Below are 18,612 nucleotides of genomic sequence, written 5' to 3'. Positions count from 1 at the left end.
AAGGAATCATCGGCTTTTATTATATGAAAATCCAAACGTTCGTTATATGGTTACCTTCAGTCAGTAGCAAAGCCTTCATTATTTGTTACATGATATTTAGAGCTTTACCCGTTGAAGGCGAAGTGCATTCAATACGACTGATACAGAACTGAAGGCCATGGCAGCACCCGCTAACCACGGTGCAAGCAGTCCGATTGCAGCAATTGGTATTCCGATTACATTATAGGCAAAAGCCCAAAATAGATTTTGTTTGATATTTCTCATCGTTTTCCTGCTCATGAGGATGGAATCTGCAATACTGTTCAAATCCCCCCGGATCAAAGTGATATCGGCAGCTTCCATGGCTACGTCCGTCCCGGTTCCTATAGCCATTCCTATATCGGCTAGTGCCAGTGCGGGAGCATCATTTATCCCATCTCCGACCATTGCCACTCTTTTTCCGGCGGCCTGCAGTTTTTTCACTTCTTCCGCTTTTCCTTCAGGAAGGACTTCTGCAATCACATGGTCTATGGCGACTTGTTTGCCGATGGCATTTGCTGTTCTTTGATTATCCCCGGTTATCATGATGACCTGGATATCCATTGCTTTTAACCTTTTAATCGCCGTAAGCGAGGTATTTTTTATCGTATCCGCAACGGCAATGAGTCCTGCATATTCCCCTTCAATGCTAGCGAGCATCGCGGTCTTCCCTTGCTTTTCAAGTTCTTCCATCGCTGTTAGTGCCTTAGTAATATCGACGTTATTTTGCTTCATCAATTTACGCGTTCCGACGAATAACACTTTTTGATCCACTACAGCTCTTACCCCATAACCAGGAATCGCTTCAAATTCCTCAACCATAGCAAGTGATATCTGTCTTGCTTGAATTCCTTGAACGATGGATTGCGCAAGAGGGTGTTCAGATTGTTTTTCAGCTGCACCGATTAGAGATAAAAACCGTTCTTCCTCCATACCGTTTTCGATGAGGACATCGGTCAACACTGGGGTACCATTCGTTACTGTTCCCGTTTTATCCAAAATGACCGTATCTATATGGTGAGTGGTTTCCAAGTGTTCCCCGCCTTTAAATAGTATACCGAATTCGGCGGCCCGACCTGATCCTGCCATGATCGATGTAGGAGTGGCCAGACCTAAAGCACATGGGCAGGCTATGACTAGCACTGCAATCATCGCTTCAAAAGCCGGGGTGAATTCTCCAGGGCTAACCCATATCATCCAAACCAGAAAAGTTAAAAGGGCAATCCCGACAACAATTGGAACGAAAACACCGGAAATTTGGTCAGCAAGACGTTGAATCGGAGCTTTGGAACCTTGAGCATCTTCAACCACCTTGATGATTTGGGAAAGAGCTGTATCCCTTCCGATCTTTGTCGCTTTCATTTTGAGAAACCCATTCTTATTCAATGTTGAACCGATTACAGTATCCCCGTTTGTTTTATCCACAGGAATGCTCTCACCCGTTAACATGGATTCATCGACGGCAGAGTTCCCTTCGACTACTTCTCCATCGACAGGTATCTTTTCACCGGGCTTCACCAAAATCGTATCTCCTACGATGACATCTTCAAGTGGTATTTCCCGTTCTTCCCCATTCCTTAAAACCAATGCCGTTTTGGCCTGAAGCCCCATCAATTTTTTGATGGCCTCGGAAGAACGTCCTTTTGCTTTTGCTTCAAACAGCTTTCCTAAAAGAATGAGGGTGATAAGAATCGAACTAGTTTCGAAATAAAGCTGTGCCGCATTGTGATGGGACCCCATTGAAATGATCGCCTGATAAACACTGTAAAAATAGGCAGCGGATGTTCCCATTGCAACTAATACATCCATATTGGCACTTTTATTTTTCAAGGCTTTATAAGCCCCAACATAAAACTGCCTTCCAATCAGAAATTGCACGGGGGTCGCGAATGCCATTTGCACCCAAGGATTCATGAGGAAATCAGGCATATAGATAAACGAAGTAAAACTAAAATGGCTTACCATCGCCCATAACAATGGAAACGATAATATGACCGAAAAGATGAATGTATTCTTTTGTTTTTGAATTTCTTTTTGACGGAAATCCATGGAATCCATATTATCTTCCTTGATGACCGCCCCATACCCCAGCTTCTCCACCCGTTGAATGATGTCAGCTGGTGAGGCTTCGGATGGATCATATTCGACGGTCGCATTTTCGAGCGCAAAATTCACATTGGCCATGCTTACTCCATCCAGCTTATTTAACCCTTTTTCAATTCGGTTAGCACAAGCCGCACAGGTCATGCCAGTAATCGTAAATTCCTTTTTCTCTTTTACTACATCATAACCAAGATCTTGAATTTTCTTTTCAAAGTCCTTGTTGCTTACTTTTTCCGAATCATATTTAATGACCGATTTCTCAAGAGCCAAATTAACGGTGGCTTCCTCAACGCCTTCCATTTTGTTTAACCCTTTTTCAATTCGGTTAGCACAGGCAGCGCAAGTCATTCCCGTAATCTGCATACTTGTTTCTTTTATTTGGCCGCTCACATCATCCCCGCCTTCCTATACCGCTATGGGGTATATATTTTTGTAAAAAAGAAGTGCTTAACAGCACTCTCATAACTTACTCGACATCATAGCCTTGATCATCGATCGTTTCTTTTATTTTCTCAAGTGATACTTTTTCCTTATCAAACGCTACATCCACTTTTCCTGCATCCAAATGCACTTTTACGCTTTCAACTCCTGCAAGTTTCCCTACATTCCCTTCAACTGCATTCACACAATGACCACAAGACATTCCACTTACATTCAATGTTACATTTTCCATTTCAACCACTACTCCTTTATTTTTTCATTAATTTTTGTATCGTTACAAGCACTTCATCTATAACCTCTGTATCCCCTTCATTCAGGCGTTCAACCACACAATTCCTTAGATGCCCTTCCAGTAAGATCTTGGCCACACTATTCATCGCGCTTTGTGTAGCTGCTATTTGGGTGATCACATCATCACAGTACGTATCTTTTTCAATAAGACCCTTTATACCGCGAATTTGACCCTCAATTCGATTTAACCGGGTCGTTAAATTCTTTTTTACTGCTTCTGAGTGATGACTCTTTCGGCCGTGGGAAGAGGTCGTACAGCATTCTTCTTCATTCATCGCATCTTGCCCTTTCATCATTTCATCCATTGCCCATCCCTCCTCGAAAGTTAATATACCATACCCTCCTATCCTATGCAAAGAGAAAGATTTATGTGCATTATTTATTACTATCCGTTTTTTATCGTTTTCTATTCTTAAGCTAAGAAAAGCACAGTTTGTAAGTTGAACTATCCAGATCCTTGCCCGCCAAGATCCTTATTGCTGTATACCGGCAATTTATTAAACAAAAAAACACTGACGATACTCTTGTTTCCTTAGCAGGACTGTAAACAAAATAGGGTTTTGAATGGATGAAACCTCGCTCGATTGGGGTCATTTGCGATAATCCTTCCGAATAACAGGCAAGCCGAATCCCCGCTGAAATTTGCACCGCGGAGGCTTGGAGACAGTGGGCGGAAAGGGAGCGGATTTAAGCCGTGGATCGCAAAATAAATGCACCGGAATTGGAATAATGAGATGAAGGTCGAATATACTGCCTGAACGGTCGAATAATGTGCTCCGGCTGAAAGCAATTGCGACTTTTTCAAAAAAAATCCTGCAGGAAACCTCTTTTTTCTACGAGTTTGCCTGCAGCCTTTTAATTTTCATTTAATTAAGATTACTAAATGTGATTATCACAGTTCTTTTGAAATATTATTATTCCTTTTCTTTTTCACTAAAAGAATGATGGCAACGATAAACGCTACTGCGCTATATATCCAGGTAAACATAAAGGCAAGGCCCAATCCGATATTTGCGTCCATATAATCGTTTTTCACATGATCTATCGCTAAATATAAAAGCGGTGCAGCTCCGATGATGAACAGGATCACCCAGAGAACATTTCTTTTCGGATTCTTGGTTGATAAAATAATAATGATGAAGGATAGCAAGAGAAACGCTTCTGAAGCTATCGTCCACGTTACCAGATTGCTCATAATAATTCACTCCTAATCGTGGTTTCATAAATGGAATATATTTATGTTCCCTTATATCTATGCTACTTTTCGTTCCTATATTATTATATTAAAAAAACCTGAATACCTCCAACAGGAATGAAGGATCCAGGTTTCATGTTAATTTTTCTTGGATAATTGCAAGGCATTCTTGATGCTTTTCAGTGATTTTGAGCTTCCATACATCAAGACACCACCCCGATAGATTTTTGCTCCGATTATTCCAAGTAAAACTATCGTTAAGATCAAGACTGCAATGCTGATGGCGATTTCCCAGAATGGAACTTCAAGCATCCCTACACGCAAGAACATGATCATCGGCGTGAAAAATGGAATGAATGATGTGATCGTAATATAACTGGCTGACGGATTTCCCAGTCCAAACATCGCAATCATGAAGGCGATGACAACTAACATGGTCATCGGTGAAATCATTTGCTGGACATCTTCAATTTTGCTGACAACGGACCCAAGGCATGCCGCAAGAGTCGCGTACAGAAAATACCCAAGCAAAGCGAAGATGATTGCATAAATGATCGTTGAGATATCGGTGCTGCCGAAACCGAAAAATGAAAAGAATCCTTCATCCATACCCGTCAAGTTTTGTTTAATCGAGAAATAGCCCACCCCAAAAAATAAAATCATTTGAGTAAGACTAAGCAATGCAACACCCATTATTTTGGCAAACATCTGTGTCACTGGCGGGACACTTGAAATCAGGATTTCCATGACTCGTGAAGTTTTTTCAGTAGCCACTTCCATTGCAATCATCGTTGCATACATCAACACACCGAAGTAAATCACGAATAAGAGAACATACACGAGACCTCGTGCTTGATTGAGATCCTCTTCCGTTTTTGCATTTTTCTGAAGCGCAATCGTATCAAATGCTGGCGGCGTATTCAATTGAGCGATTTGCTGCTCTGTCAAATTCAATTCCTTCGCGGTTATTTGACCCTTCAATTGGGTTAGCGCTAAAAGCAAATCATTACTTACCGCAGAATCTGAAATTTGATTCGCTTTATACGTTCCCTTGAAGCCGAGAGTTTCATCATTTTCGATTATCAAATACCCAACGATTTCTTCCTCACTGACCATTTCCTCCGCTTTCTTTTCATCCTGGGCGGATATTATCGATAGGTCATCGTTCACACCTGCTACCGCTTTTTTATAAGAATCAATTAAACCGCCTTCAGTCTGATCGATGACGGCAACCTTTTCCTGTTCATCACTGTCGAATTTATCAATAAGATTCGAAAGATTCGAAAGAACGAAAATCAGGGCCATCATAATGATTGTAGAAATGATAAAGGATTTCGTCTTTAATTTTGATAGATATGTATGGGAAAGGACAATCCAAAATTTATTCATAGACGGCACCTACTTTTTCAATGAAAATATCGGTCAGCGATGGTTCTTCCAATTCGAATTTCCGGACGAAACCTCTTGGAACAAGATCACGTAGCATGCTCTCAGCCACGTCTTCACCAGTGACTTGAAGAATTTTCCCTTCCATCGTGTTCTTGACTTTTGTTACACCTGAATAATTATCCAAAAAAGATAAATCAAAATCAGCTTTAATTGAGACATTCTTTTTACCAAAAGAACGCTTGATTTCTTTTAACTTTCCAGCCACAACAGGGGAACCTTTATGCATGATGCAAAGATGCTCGCACATCTCCTCGACATGCTCCATGCGATGGCTCGAGAAAACGATCGTCGTGCCGCTGTCCCTTAAGTCGATGACAGCTTTCTTCAGGATTTCCACATTCACTGGATCCAGTCCGCTGAATGGTTCGTCAAGGATAAGTAATTCAGGTTTATGGATCATGGAAGCGATCAGCTGGATTTTTTGTTGATTTCCCTTTGAAAGCTCTTCAACTCGCTTATCGATATACTCGGGCACCATAAAGCGGTCCAGCCAATACTCCAACTCTTTCAAAGCATCCCGTTTGTTCATCCCTCTTAATCTAGCCAAATACACAATTTGATCGCGCACCTTCAGTTTTGGATATAGTCCGCGTTCCTCAGGAAGATAGCCAATCATTGAACTGGTCGTATAATCGATTTTCTTGCCATCCCAGATCACTTCCCCTTCAGTGGGGTCAAGCAGGCCAAGTATCATTCGGAACGTGGTCGTTTTCCCCGCTCCATTCCCGCCTAAAAAGCCGAACATTTCTTTTTCGGGGATAGTTAAATCAAGCTGGTTTACAGCTGTGAAATCCCCGAATTTTTTCGTAACTTCTTTAATGTGTAAAACCAATGCACAACCTCCTATTATATGATTCTTATTATATGTTAGCGGAAAGGTTTTCCAATTTCAACTATCATCAAGAAACAACTAACTCTTTTTCTTCTTCGATTATATGCAAATTTCCAGAAAAAATTAACGTTTCACGTTTGCCCTTTCGTTTGCCCTTTACCCTAATAGTATTTTTTCTGCGAAACTTAAGACAAAACCCCCTTTCCCTTCCTATTGGTAATAACATGGTCAACATTTTCACAACCCCGTACGTCTCCTGCCTTTCCCTAACACGAGCATGTTACTAAACTGGAAGCCCTTTTTTTGAAAACAAGGCAATAAAAAAATAGATTGGGTACCGTAAAGATACCCAACCTCTATGAGTTATATATTGCTCGCTTTAAAGGACACATTTCCCAACTGTCGCTAATGAATCTATCTTAATTTACAATCGTTACTTTTACATTTCTTTTTTCAAGCAATTTTCTTGATACTTCATCTATTTCTCTATCCGTAATGACCTCATCCACTTCACTAGGCGGAACGATTAATGAAAACGCCTTTTTTCCAAACTTTGAGGAATCCACCATCAGGATCACTGTATCCGACCTTTCGATCATTTTCTTTTTTAATAAAGCCTGTCCTTCATTAGAATCACTTAGTCCTTCCTCTAAGTGAATCCCCTTGCAAGACAAAAACGTTTTGTTGACATGATACATCGTTAATGATTTCTCTGCTATCGGACCAACAAATGATAAAGACTTTGACAGCAATCTTCCCCCGGTTGAAATAACCTCTATTTTTTCTTTTTTACTCAATTCCATAACCACTTTGGTGGAATTCGTAATAACCGTTAGCGGTATGTTTGGTAAGGCTTTTGACATATACCAGGCAGTTGTACTTGCATCTAAAATAATCCTGTCACCTTCCACTATCCGCTTTGCCGCTTCATATGCTATCACTTTTTTTTCGTTGACATTTGTTATCACTCTTTCGGAAAAATGGATTTCCGAATCATCTTCTTGCAGGCTAACGGCACCGCCGTGGCTCCGTTTTAGTTTTGTTTCTTTCTCAAGCTTTTCGAGATCACGTCGGATCGTTTCCTCTGTTACTGAAAAGATTTCACTTAATTCTGTAACACGAATACTCGAACGTTCATTTACGAGTTCGACAATTTTTTGGTGTCTTTGAGCTACAAGCATACCAACTCTCTCCTATCTATATAATCTTTGTTTGCTTTTGTTTGTTTTTGTATTGTAACATATATAAAGCCCTCTATATAAATAGAGAGCTTAGGAACTGTCTTTTTTCATTGATATCGTTATTTGGCAATTAGCTTAAAACCTTCAATAATTTCTTCAATATCTTCATCACTAATATCGATAACTTCGCCAATACTTTTAGCGTACACCAATGCTTTTGCACTATATTCAGCTACTTCTAGCCTATCAAATACACTCAGTAAACTTTTTCCTGAGACAACTGCATATCCATTTTCAATTAATAGGACAGGATTATCCTCTGCTAGTTTATCTGCAATCATTCTATTATGATCTTCTCCCATTCCAAAAGGCACTTTATCTATATCCCGAAGAACAATGTAGGCCTCTGGAATTATATGTGTATTATATTTAACATCTGTCACTGCATATGCCATTAAAAATCTTGGGTTGGCAATGATTACGGATTTAAGCTCCGGGTTTAACTCATATATTTTTTGATGAAGCTCAAAAAACTCACATGGTTCCTTGCCAGCTTCACTAAACTCCTGATGAATCAGAACCAATTCATCTTCCTTAATATATTTACGGTCCTGTTGAGATGGCGTGATTAAAATAGATCCATCTTTAAGGCGTGTTGAAAAGCTGCCTGAGATACTTGTAAAAAGCTGACGATCATATAAGCGTTCCAATAACCTGATCATTTCTTGACGGCAAGTAACCTCTTCGACAGAATGGTGCTTCATTTCTATCTGTGTTAATTTATCCGCTTTATATAAATCTATTTCTTGTAAATTTTGATCGGTCAGTTCAAATGGTTTTCCTATATTTCTTGCATTTATTTCCATACAAGCAGTATCTTCAAGGGTTTCAAACAACATAAAGGCATCAAATATAGTAGGTTTCCCTACCACGATACCATGATTCTCCAATATGACCGCATCCCCTCCTTTTGCAAATTCAGCCGAAATATTTTCCTTTAATTTGTCGCTTCCAGGAATCGCATAGGGTGCAACCTGAAGGGAATCTGCTACACTCTTATATGCATGTAAAAGCAACTTTGGGTTTGGTCCTTTACGAGCCATACTAAAGGAAACCAATGCCGGGGGATGTGCATGTACGACAGCTTTTATATCGGGCCTTGCTTCATAAATTCCTTGATGAAAAGGAAGCTCTACCGATGGTTTATGTTTCCCTATGAATGTACCGTCCTTTTTGACGCACATGATATCATCCATGGTTAATGCTCCTTTATCAATGCCCGATGGAGTAATCCAAAGGTCACCATTTTCATCCAGAATAGAAAGGTTTCCTCCTGAAATTGTTGTCATGCCATATTTATAGACACGTTCCATGATCATAACAATTTGTTCGGCTGGATGCAGATTTTCATTCATACTTTATCACTCCTATTATTTACATTCTTCTTTCATGGAAATTGCTTGTTTGAATTTTTCAATCAGGGATGATTCAATTTTTTCTTTTGGCTCATATTTTTTTATAAGGAACGAGTGTTGTATTAACTGACGTGCCGTTTGTAAATCGCTTATTTCATTGCCTGAAATCATTTGAACTAGTATATTCCCAATCGCCGTAGCCTCTGTTGGTCCAGCGTATATGGTTTTCCCGCTAAGGTCTGCCGTAAGTTGATTAACGAATTCATTTTTCGCCCCTCCTCCGACAATATGAAGTTGCTCGATTTTTTTCCCGGTTATCTCTTCTATTTGCCGAATGGACATCGCATAAATAATAGACATATTTGTAAATATACAGTTCGCTAATTCGCCCACTGTATGTGGAATCTCCTGATTCGTCTCCCGACAATACTGCTGAATTTCTTGAATCATATTTTCTGGATTTAAAAATCGTTTATCATTAAAGTTGATGAACTGCCTGCACTCATTTATTTTCTCTGCCTCATGTACAAACTGCTCGAAGTTATAGTCTTCCTTTAAATGTCTTCTGACTTCTTGAATAACCCACATGCCAATGATATTTTTCAGAAAGCGGAAGGTTCCGTATGCACCCCATTCATTTGTATAATTGTTTTTAAGGGCTAACTCATTCACTATCGGTTTATCGCTTTCAATCCCAAGCAACGACCACGTCCCGCTACTAATATAGGCCCATTTCTCTCCATTACCAGGTGAACCGACTATGGCGGAAGCAGTATCATGTGAAGCAACGATAATCACTTCTGTATCGGGAAGATCAAAAGTAGAATAACGTTCTTTCATCAGTTTCCCTAATCGTTCTCCCGGATTAGCAAAAGGCGGGAATTGATCTTTTGACAATGCAATCAGGTTAAGTAACTCTTCATCAAACTTCTTCGTGTTTAAATTCAATAATTGCATCGAAGAAGCACTTGTAACTTCTGTGACCTTTTCCCCCGTTAGGCAGTAACCTAAATAATCTGGCACAGTCATGACATTCCTAGTGACTTTCAGGTTCTTTATATCTTCTTCGTACAATTGGTATAACGTGTTAAATGATAAGAATTGAATCCCCGTTTTTTGATAAATAATTTCTTTAGGTAGTGTTCTTGTGACCTTTTCGATTGTATTTTCGGTGCGCTTATCACGATAAGAGATAACTTCTTGCACTCTGTGTCCATCATCATCCAACAATACGTAATCCGTTCCCCACGTATCAATTCCAAGTGTACAGTGGTCGTATCCAAGTTTTTTTGCTGATTCTAACCCCTTTAAGATTTCATTCAATAAATGATCAATATCCCAAAAACATGTTTCATTTTGGGTGGTGAAACCATTCGCAAATCGATGAATTTCTTCAATTACTAATTTCCCGTTCTCCATTTTCCCTAAGACCAGCCGGCCACTTGAAGCACCAATATCCACCGCAATATGTATCATTGGTCCACACTCCTCAATTTCTTTAAACCATGCATTATGGAAATATGATCACGGCCAAAGAAGTCATGCATTTCTAAATAATAAGCATAGAGTTGTTGATAAATACTTACATTTTCTTTAACCGGTATAAAAGTATCTTCTTTTACTTTTGCCATTTTAGAGGATGCCTCCTCTATGGAATCATACCCACCATTTATACGGCCGGCAGCCGTGGCAGCGTATATGGCTGCTCCTAATGCAACCACTTGTTCCCCATCCGCGATTTTAATTTCACGATTTAAAATATCGGCATATATCTGCATTAATAGTTTATTTTTTTGAGGCAATCCGCCACAGGCAAACAAATCGTTTATCTCTATACCTTCATTCTCAAAGGTTTCAAGGATTTTCCTTGTTCCAAAAGCTGTTGATTCTAAAAGCGCACGGTATATTTCTTCGGGCTTTGTAGAAAGAGTAATCCCTGCAATCACACCTGACAAGTTCGCATCTACAAGGACTGTTCGGTTGCCATTCCACCAATCTAACGCCACTAACCCAGATTGACCAGGCATTAAGCAGGAAGCCTTTTTTTCCAGTAAACCATGTAGATTGACACCTTCTTGCTCAGCTTCTTTCTTTACATACTCCGGAACAGTTTGCTCAATATACCATGCAAACGAATCGCCAACAGCCACCTGTCCCGTTTCATAACTGAATGATCCGGGGATTATTCCATCCTCCACTACTCCACAAATACCTTCTACTGTTTGTTTTTTCTCAGAAATTAACATGTGGCAAGTAGAGGTTCCCATCGTCATCACAAATTGGCCTGGATGGACAGCTCCTACAGCTGGAACACCTGCGTGGGCATCGATTATGGATACAGAAACAGCCGTACCAGTTTTCAACCCCATCTTCTTAGCCATCCCTTCTGTTAAACCACCCGACCGCCCAGCGATGGGTAACACTTCACCACGCATTTTTGTATCCAGTATATCCAGAAGACGTTCATCAATAGCCGCTAAAAAAGCAGGGTCCGGATATCCATCTTTTTTATCCCAAAATGCTTTATAACCGCTCATATTACTGCTGCGTACCAGCTCATTCGTCAGACGGAAGGTAATCCAATCTCCGGCTTCCATAAATAGATCCGTTTCTTCATAGATATCAGGTGATTCACGCATCACTTGTAATATCTTAGGGAACATCCATTCAGAAGAAATTTTCCCGCCATATCTTTTCAGGAATGGTTGATTCGTTGCCTGTGCAATGCGTGTAATATCATCCGCTTCTTTTTGTGCGGCATGATGCTTCCATAATTTGACCCAACTGTGAGGGTCCCTTTTCCATTTCTCATCAAAACAAAGGGGATTTCCCTTCTTATCAATAGGCAAAATGGTGCATGAGGTAAAATCGATTCCAATGCCTATCACATCATTCGCATCTACTCCACTTAACCGGATCACTTCAGGAACAGAAGTGTATAAAACGTCCAAATAATCACCTGGATGCTGGAGAGCCCAATCTTTTTCAAGTTTACGTCCGTCTGGAAGCCTATTAGTCATTACTCCATGACGATAAGGTGTAACATGTGTAGCCACTTCATTTCCGTTCGCTATATCTACTAACAGCACTCTTCCTGATTCAGTGCCAAAATCAATTCCGATTGTATATCTCCCATTCATCCCTTTAACAACTCCTAACATGAAGTCACTCAATGATTTTTAATAAAAAGTCCCCTCTAGATAGTTGAGAGGGGACTTTTAGGTCTATCTAACCTTAAAAATTAAAATCAGCTGCATTGTCTTTCGTAAAATCTGTCGGTGGTCCCATGATGATTGTTTTTCCATCCTCCCACACGTCAATTTCACCTACATTTTCAACTTTCAAACCATCTTCTGGTTTCTCCCCTTCAGCTAGACGTTTGGCGAGGGCAACGGTTAAATAACCTAGTTTGTCTGGCTCCCAAAGAATGGCTACATCTAGAGATCCATCATTTAAATATGGTGAAGAGTCTTTCGGTAGAGCAGTTCCAACAACTGTAATATCATCTTGCAGTCCTTTTTCCTGAACAGCTTGGGCTGCCCCAAGAGGTGCCGGAGTAGAAAAAGCCATGATTCCTTTTAATTCAGGATTTGATTTTATTAAATCCAGTGTTTTTTGGTATGCCACCTGTTGTTTTTCATCTGTCGCGATTTTATCCGATACTAATTCAATACCTGGATAATTCTCTTCCAGTTCTTTTTTTGCTGCCTCTATCCAGGTGTTTAAGTTTGCAGCTGAAAGCCCTCCAGTTAATATAGCGATTTGCCCTTTTTCAACACCCATTTGTTTTACGAGGGATTTAGCGATATGTCGACCGTATGCTTCATCGTCTATTTGGTGGACGGATAATTCTACAAGGGATTGATCAGCTGGTGTATCCCAATCCATTACAATTATTCCTTCATCCTTCGCCTTTTGAAGGACTGGTGAGAGTGATGCAGCGTCATTTGGTGCTACTGCGATTACATCCACATCTTGACTAATTAAGTCTTCAATTACTTTTACTTGCTGTGCAGCATCCGGTTCCGTAGGTCCTGTGTAAATGGTTTCCACACCAAGATCTTTACCTGCTTGAATCGCTCCTTTTTCAGAAGCATTGAAATATGGTATCCCCATTAATTTTGGAACTACGGCAATTTTCAACTTCTCATTACCACCTCCGCCACTTGTTTCTTTTTCACTGTTCCCCGATGCTCCTTCTTGTGATACACAGCCTGCTAATAGTCCCCCAGCTAAAATAGCTGTTGCCAATATCCCCGTCATTTTCTTCATAATGATCCCCCTTGAAATTTTTCTAATTTTTTACTAAAGTATTTTCAGAGATTACATGGTCATGTAAATTACGCTACAGAGTTTGAAGGTAAATTCTTTTGACTTTTTTCGTCTAATTTCGTTTTCACGAAGTTTATGACCAATACCGTGATTAAAATAACCCCCATCATTACAGTTACGATCGATCGTGGTACACCCATTAAGTTCAATCCACTTGATAACATTTGGAAAATGACCACTGCGTAAACAGTGCCGATAACCTTGCCATAACCACCTTGAATTTCCGTTCCGCCAAGCACGGCAGCCGCTACACTTTGTAATAAATAAGAAGATCCCAGATCCACTTTTGCAGTATTATAACGGGATGTCATAATAATAGAAGCAATTGTGGCAAGAAGTGCCGCATATAAGTAAACCCTCATTAATACCTTGCTATTATTTACCCCTGAAAATAATGTGGCGATCGGATTGCTACCCACCATATAAACACTTCTGCCCCATTTGGTTTTTGACAGCAATATAGCTGTTAATATTGCAAATAGTACAAAAATAATGATGGAAAGAGGAACGATCCCCATATAGTAACCGTTTCCAATTAAGCTATAACCCTCACTGAATCCTGAAATTGAATTTCCTTTCGTAATGCTTAAGATCAAACCTTCAAAAAGCACCATCGTTCCGAGTGTCACCAGTATTGGCGAAACACCGATTTTTGAGATGAGTACGCCGTTAATCAATCCGCAGCTCAGCCCGACTAAAACACCGATTAAGATTGCGCCTAGCATTGGGTATCCGCTGCTTGCCATAAGTGCGATTGTCACGCCAGACAAGGCAGCTGTATACGTAATCGATAGGTCAATTCCTCCAGTTACAATCACCACCATCATTGCTAAAGCGATTAAACCAAACTCCGGGAGCTGGAACATCATATTGGTTAAATTATTTGAAGAAAAGAATCCAGGTATTGAAAAACTCATTAACACAAACAAGCCTGCTGTAATTACCCCTAAAGTATTTTCTTTTGATATTGAAAGCCGTTTCATTTTTTCACCTCTTTCTTACGCTTCCACTTCAATTTTTGCTAACTTATCTTTTGAGCGCTTATATTGAATGTGGTCGTATGACACAGCCAGTAATATAATCAATCCAGTGAATACTTTTTGCCAGAAGGTATCAATTTTTGCCAAGATAAGACCATTTTGTACAATGCCTAGCAGAAGAACGCCCAAAACCGTTCCCAAAATGGTACCGCGACCCCCCATGATGTTCGCACCGCCCAAAACAACGGCTGCTATGACCATCAGCTCCAGACCAAGCATTCCATTAGGATCAACAGCCTTTGTATATGCTGTTTGAGCAATGGCTGCTATTCCTGCAAGAAACCCCATATAGGAGAAAACAAATATTTGAACTTTGTCAAAATTTATCCCAACCCGAATGGCTGAATCTTTATTACCGCCAATCGCCAATACTTCGCGACCGATTAATGTGTATTTCAAAATATACCAAGTAAACAGAGCTACGGCGATAAAAATTAGAATGATGATAGATATACCGAACACCTCAAAACTAGCAAACTTGATGAATACGGTTGGAAAACTGCTGCTGTTCAAATACTGACCATTCGTAATGTACAACACGAGCCCATTAATGATACTCATCATTCCAAGTGTCACGACAATAGCTGGAATTTGAACCTTTGCAACAAGCAGTCCATTCAGTGCACCTAAACAAACCCCAAGAAATGGCCCAATCAAAAAGAGTAATAGTATAGAGATGGGATGGTCAGGCATGAGCATCATTACTTTTCCAACGATGACACAGACAGCGCTTGTAACAGCGGCGACCGATACGTCAATCCCGCCAGTGATGATTACAAGTGTCATACCCACCGCCAGAATTCCAAGTACAGCATTCCCTTTTAGTACATCCAGCAAATTGTCTACAGTTAAAAAATACGGGCTTAAGAATGTCAATGTAATACATAAAAGCAAAACAATCATTCCGATGCTGATTTCCTTCGACTTCAAAATGGCGTTCATGCACGTACCTCCTCTTTTAGCGGAAGCCCTTTTTTGGAAGGAGATTGAGAACCAAGCAGAGCATAATTCATGATATTTTCCTGTGTGGCTTCTTCTATACCAAGTTCTCCGGCTATTCTTCCGTGTCTCATGACCAAAATTCGATCACTGACAGCAAGTACTTCTGGAAGCTCTGAAGAAATCACAATAATGCCCATTCCTTCAGCAGCCAGTTCCCTCATTAACTTATGAATCTCTGACTTAGCCCCAATATCAATCCCATTCGTCGGTTCGTCAATAATTAGGATTTGTGGTTTAGTAGAAAGCCACTTGCCGATCACGACTTTCTGTTGATTTCCGCCTGACAGGTCACCAGCTGCCCTTTTAGGCAAAGCCGGTCTAACATCTAGCGTTTTCATATAATGATCAGCCAGCTTAACTTCTTCCTTTCGTTTGATCAATTTGAATTTATTTCTCAATTGTTTCAAAACAGGTAATGAAATATTGTTGATTATGGACTGGCGAAGGATGAGTCCTTGCGTTTTTCTGCTTTCTGGAATATATGCAATCCCTTGCTTTACAGCATGTTCCGAAGACTTGATTTTAGTAGAAACCCCATTTATTTTCATACTTCCATCGTAAGGCCTGTTGACCCCGAATATCGCCTGTGCAAGCTCTGTTCTTCCTGATCCGACAAGTCCTGTAATCCCAAGGACTTCTCCAGCTTTCAATTCAAAGGAAATATCTTTAAAGTTACCTTCTTTTGATAAACCATTCAGTTCCAAAAGAGTTTTTCCCGTTTTTCCTTTTACCATATTCTTTTTATATAAAATCTGACGTCCCACTATTAGTGTGATTAATTTATCTTCATCAAGTTCTTCAGTTTCGTAAGTGCCTACATATTTCCCATCGCGCAGTATTGTAAATCGATCGGAAACAGTAAATAACTCTTTTAACTTGTGGCTGACAAAGATTATGGAAATTCCGCGATCCTTTAACTTTTGTATAACTTTATAAAGCTTTTCAACTTCCCCTGCGGATAGGGATGAAGTCGGTTCGTCCATTACAATCAACTTGGAATCAAAAGCGAGGGCTCTGGCGATTTCAATCAGCTGCTGTTGAGCAATGCTTAATTTTTCAACGGGTGTATGAACATCAATCTCAAATTCCAGTTCTTTAAGTGCCCGTTTTGCCGTATCCTCCATCTCCTTCCATCTAATCTTTTTCCATGGTTTTTTATCACTATCCCGGCCAATATTGATATTTTCAGCTACAGATAGGTTTGAAAATAAACTTAAATCCTGATAAATGATTGAAATACCTTTTAGCGTAGCATCAATCGGTTTTTGAATTTCGGCTTCTTTTCCTTCAAAGTAAAACTTGGCTCCTGGGTCCGGTCGATAAATGCCAGCTAATATTTTAATGAGCGTTGATTTCCCGGCACCATTCTCACCTATTAACGCATGAACTTCTCCTTTTTTCACTTCAAGCTGAACGCTATCCAGTGCTTTTACACCTGGGAACGTTTTACTGACATTCGTCATTTGCAATAAGAAATCAGACATGTTTCTCTCCTTTCCAACCTTAATCAGTCATAAATTTGCTTCAACTTTTGTTTTTTTCCATAGTAATTAATGTTATTGGTTTCACAAAAATGTTCCACTTCTGCTAGCCTCGGCACACCATCTTGGGCCCCCATTTTCGTTACCTTCATCGCCGCTACAATTGAAGCAAACTCGGCTGCTGATTCGATCGTCTCCCCATCTGCAATGGCACAGGCAAGGGCGCCTGCGAACGAGTCTCCTGCCCCCACTGTATCAACAGCTTTTACTGCAATGGGCTCGATAAAGTTTGTTTCACCATTTTGATAAACCAATGCTCCTTTATGGCCCAACTTAATAATGCTATTCTCCACGCCAAAATGATTCTTAAAGAAAACACCCGCTTTGCATGCACTTTCCTTCGAGTTGACTTCGATCCCAGTCAACACTTTTGTTTCCTGCCAATTCGGCGTAATCAAATTAGCATAGGTCAGTGCTTCAGTCGTTACCCCTTCTGCCGGAGCAGGGTCCAAGATAATAAACATATTTTTTTCTTTAGCCCTTTTCATGGCTTGTAGAACAGCCTCATCAGGAATTTCCATCTGTACAAGTAAAACAGCATAGTCATCACTGATGGTAGAAAAACAAATGTCAATATCACTTCTTGTCAAATGTTCATTGGCCCCTTTAATGACAAGCATGGTGTTTTCTGCTGTAGCATCTACTGTAATGACTGCGCATCCAGTTGGATGTTCTGCAACATGTTTCAAGGAGGATATATTCACGTTATTTTGAAGAAGAGAACGTTCTATTTCATGCCCGAATTCATCCTCGCCAACCGCACCGATTAGCTTTACTGGTTTTCCGAGTTTTGCGCACGTCGTTGCTTGATTTGCGCCTTTTCCACCACTTAATAGCTTCATATTTTCTCCGAAGATTGTTTCACCATGGGCTGGATACTGATTAGTGACTGCGACAATATCCATATTAATACTCCCTACCACTACAATCCCTTTCATGCACAACCCTCGTTTTTCATTTTCATTTGCTCTAAGAATGCCCGGAGTTGGCCAACGGCATCTTCCAGTAATACATCGTTTTTAAATAAACAGGACGTACCGCAAACCAACATGTCGGCTCCATTTTTCAATACACCCGGAATGGTTTCGAACCCAATGTTTCCATCTACCTGAATATCAATTTGGTAGCCTTCCGATTGAATTAATTCTTTTATCTTTTTTATTTTCTTATACATAAGCGGTACAAAGGACTGCCCGGCAAAACCTGGATTCACCGTCATCACCGTTACATAATCGACTACATCCAATACATGTTCAAGCTCTGTGATGGGGGTTGATGGATTTAAGGCTACCCCTGCCTTAATCCCATCATTCTTCAGCTTTTGAAGTGATCTCTGTAAATGGGCAGTTGCCTCTGCATGAATGGAAATCATATCTGCCCCCGACTGAATGAAAAGATCTAAATGGTCTTCCGGTCTTTCAACCATTAAGTGAACATCAAATGGTTTATCCGAGAATTGCCTAATGCTTTTAATTAGATCCGGGCCCATCGTAAAATTAGGAACAAACGATCCATCCATTATATCTAGATGAAAGAAATCAACACCTGCACGGTCTAATCTCATTACTGATTCTTGTAAATTCCCCATATCTGCACACATAAGTGAGGGTCCAATTAAGGTCATATAAACACTCCCGTTCCATTTCATCTTTTATTAAGAAAGCGTTTTCTTTGTAAAGGAAGCGCTTTCTTTGTTGATACTTTCACTATAAAGGGAATTGGCATAAGCTGGTAGGTGATAAAATTCGGGTAGGGGGGATTTTCTTCGGGAC

16 protein-coding genes are annotated in these 18,612 nt (G+C 40.2%); all 16 read right to left on the bottom strand.

The annotated features are described in order from the left end of the window. Nucleotides 1-96: 96 nt before the first annotated feature. On the bottom strand, nt 97-2,484 hold the full coding sequence (locus tag ABC374_RS08830; RefSeq protein ID WP_413020304.1) for a heavy metal translocating P-type ATPase: 2,388 nt from the start codon (nt 2,482-2,484) through the stop codon (nt 97-99). Between the two features lie 103 nt (nt 2,485-2,587). Continuing rightward, nucleotides 2,588-2,794 carry a copper chaperone CopZ gene (gene copZ, locus ABC374_RS08825; protein WP_053534714.1) on the bottom strand — a complete coding sequence of 69 codons (207 nt, stop codon included), beginning with the start codon at nt 2,792-2,794 and terminating at the stop codon, nt 2,588-2,590. 16 nt (nt 2,795-2,810) lie between these two features. Then, nucleotides 2,811-3,149, bottom strand: a complete 339-nt coding sequence (locus ABC374_RS08820; RefSeq protein WP_413020303.1) for a metal-sensitive transcriptional regulator — start codon at nt 3,147-3,149, stop codon at nt 2,811-2,813. A 596-nt stretch (nt 3,150-3,745) separates the two neighbouring features. Beyond that, nucleotides 3,746-4,048 carry a hypothetical protein gene (locus ABC374_RS08815; RefSeq protein ID WP_350302307.1) on the bottom strand — a complete coding sequence of 101 codons (303 nt, stop codon included), beginning with the start codon at nt 4,046-4,048 and terminating at the stop codon, nt 3,746-3,748. A gap of 138 nt (nt 4,049-4,186) precedes the next feature. Then, complete coding sequence (locus ABC374_RS08810; RefSeq protein WP_413017094.1) at nt 4,187-5,437, bottom strand: ABC transporter permease; 1,251 nt, start codon at nt 5,435-5,437, stop codon at nt 4,187-4,189. After that, nucleotides 5,430-6,329: an ABC transporter ATP-binding protein gene (locus ABC374_RS08805; RefSeq protein ID WP_413017092.1), complete on the bottom strand. Its 900-nt coding sequence runs from the start codon at nt 6,327-6,329 to the stop codon at nt 5,430-5,432. Before ABC374_RS08805 ends, ABC374_RS08810 begins: the two co-directional genes overlap by 8 nt. A gap of 419 nt (nt 6,330-6,748) precedes the next feature. Further along, nucleotides 6,749-7,510, bottom strand: a complete 762-nt coding sequence (locus tag ABC374_RS08800; protein WP_413017090.1) for a DeoR/GlpR family DNA-binding transcription regulator — start codon at nt 7,508-7,510, stop codon at nt 6,749-6,751. Between the two features lie 119 nt (nt 7,511-7,629). Next, nucleotides 7,630-8,925: a class II aldolase/adducin family protein gene (locus ABC374_RS08795; protein ID WP_413017088.1), complete on the bottom strand. Its 1,296-nt coding sequence runs from the start codon at nt 8,923-8,925 to the stop codon at nt 7,630-7,632. Between the two features lie 15 nt (nt 8,926-8,940). Beyond that, nucleotides 8,941-10,401 carry a rhamnulokinase gene (gene rhaB / locus ABC374_RS08790; RefSeq protein WP_413017086.1) on the bottom strand — a complete coding sequence of 487 codons (1,461 nt, stop codon included), beginning with the start codon at nt 10,399-10,401 and terminating at the stop codon, nt 8,941-8,943. Further along, nucleotides 10,398-12,065 (bottom strand): ribulokinase, encoded by a 1,668-nt coding sequence (locus tag ABC374_RS08785; protein WP_413017084.1) that lies wholly within the window; start codon nt 12,063-12,065, stop codon nt 10,398-10,400. Before ABC374_RS08785 ends, rhaB begins: the two co-directional genes overlap by 4 nt. 94 nt (nt 12,066-12,159) lie before the next feature. Further along, on the bottom strand, nt 12,160-13,197 hold the full coding sequence (locus ABC374_RS08780) for an autoinducer 2 ABC transporter substrate-binding protein (protein ID WP_413017082.1): 1,038 nt from the start codon (nt 13,195-13,197) through the stop codon (nt 12,160-12,162). A 68-nt stretch (nt 13,198-13,265) separates the two neighbouring features. Beyond that, nucleotides 13,266-14,240, bottom strand: a complete 975-nt coding sequence (locus ABC374_RS08775; RefSeq protein ID WP_137017949.1) for an ABC transporter permease — start codon at nt 14,238-14,240, stop codon at nt 13,266-13,268. Nucleotides 14,241-14,255: 15 nt separating this feature from the next. Continuing rightward, nucleotides 14,256-15,239 carry an ABC transporter permease gene (locus tag ABC374_RS08770; RefSeq protein WP_063593123.1) on the bottom strand — a complete coding sequence of 328 codons (984 nt, stop codon included), beginning with the start codon at nt 15,237-15,239 and terminating at the stop codon, nt 14,256-14,258. Continuing rightward, entirely contained in the window at nt 15,236-16,783 is a 1,548-nt protein-coding gene (locus ABC374_RS08765; protein WP_413017080.1) for a sugar ABC transporter ATP-binding protein, read from the bottom strand. Before ABC374_RS08765 ends, ABC374_RS08770 begins: the two co-directional genes overlap by 4 nt. Nucleotides 16,784-16,806: 23 nt before the next feature. Further along, the gene (gene rbsK / locus ABC374_RS08760) at nt 16,807-17,778 is read right to left on the bottom strand and encodes a ribokinase (RefSeq protein WP_413017078.1); all 972 of its coding nucleotides are present in this window, start codon (nt 17,776-17,778) and stop codon (nt 16,807-16,809) included. Continuing rightward, entirely contained in the window at nt 17,775-18,464 is a 690-nt protein-coding gene (rpe, locus tag ABC374_RS08755) for a ribulose-phosphate 3-epimerase (RefSeq protein ID WP_137017953.1), read from the bottom strand. Before rpe ends, rbsK begins: the two co-directional genes overlap by 4 nt. Nucleotides 18,465-18,612: the final 148 nt, after the last annotated feature.

The organism is Peribacillus phoenicis (genome assembly GCF_047238085.1).
Taxonomy (GTDB): Bacteria; Bacillota; Bacilli; order Bacillales; family DSM-1321; genus Peribacillus.
This window is presented reverse-complemented; position numbering and strand designations above follow the sequence as displayed.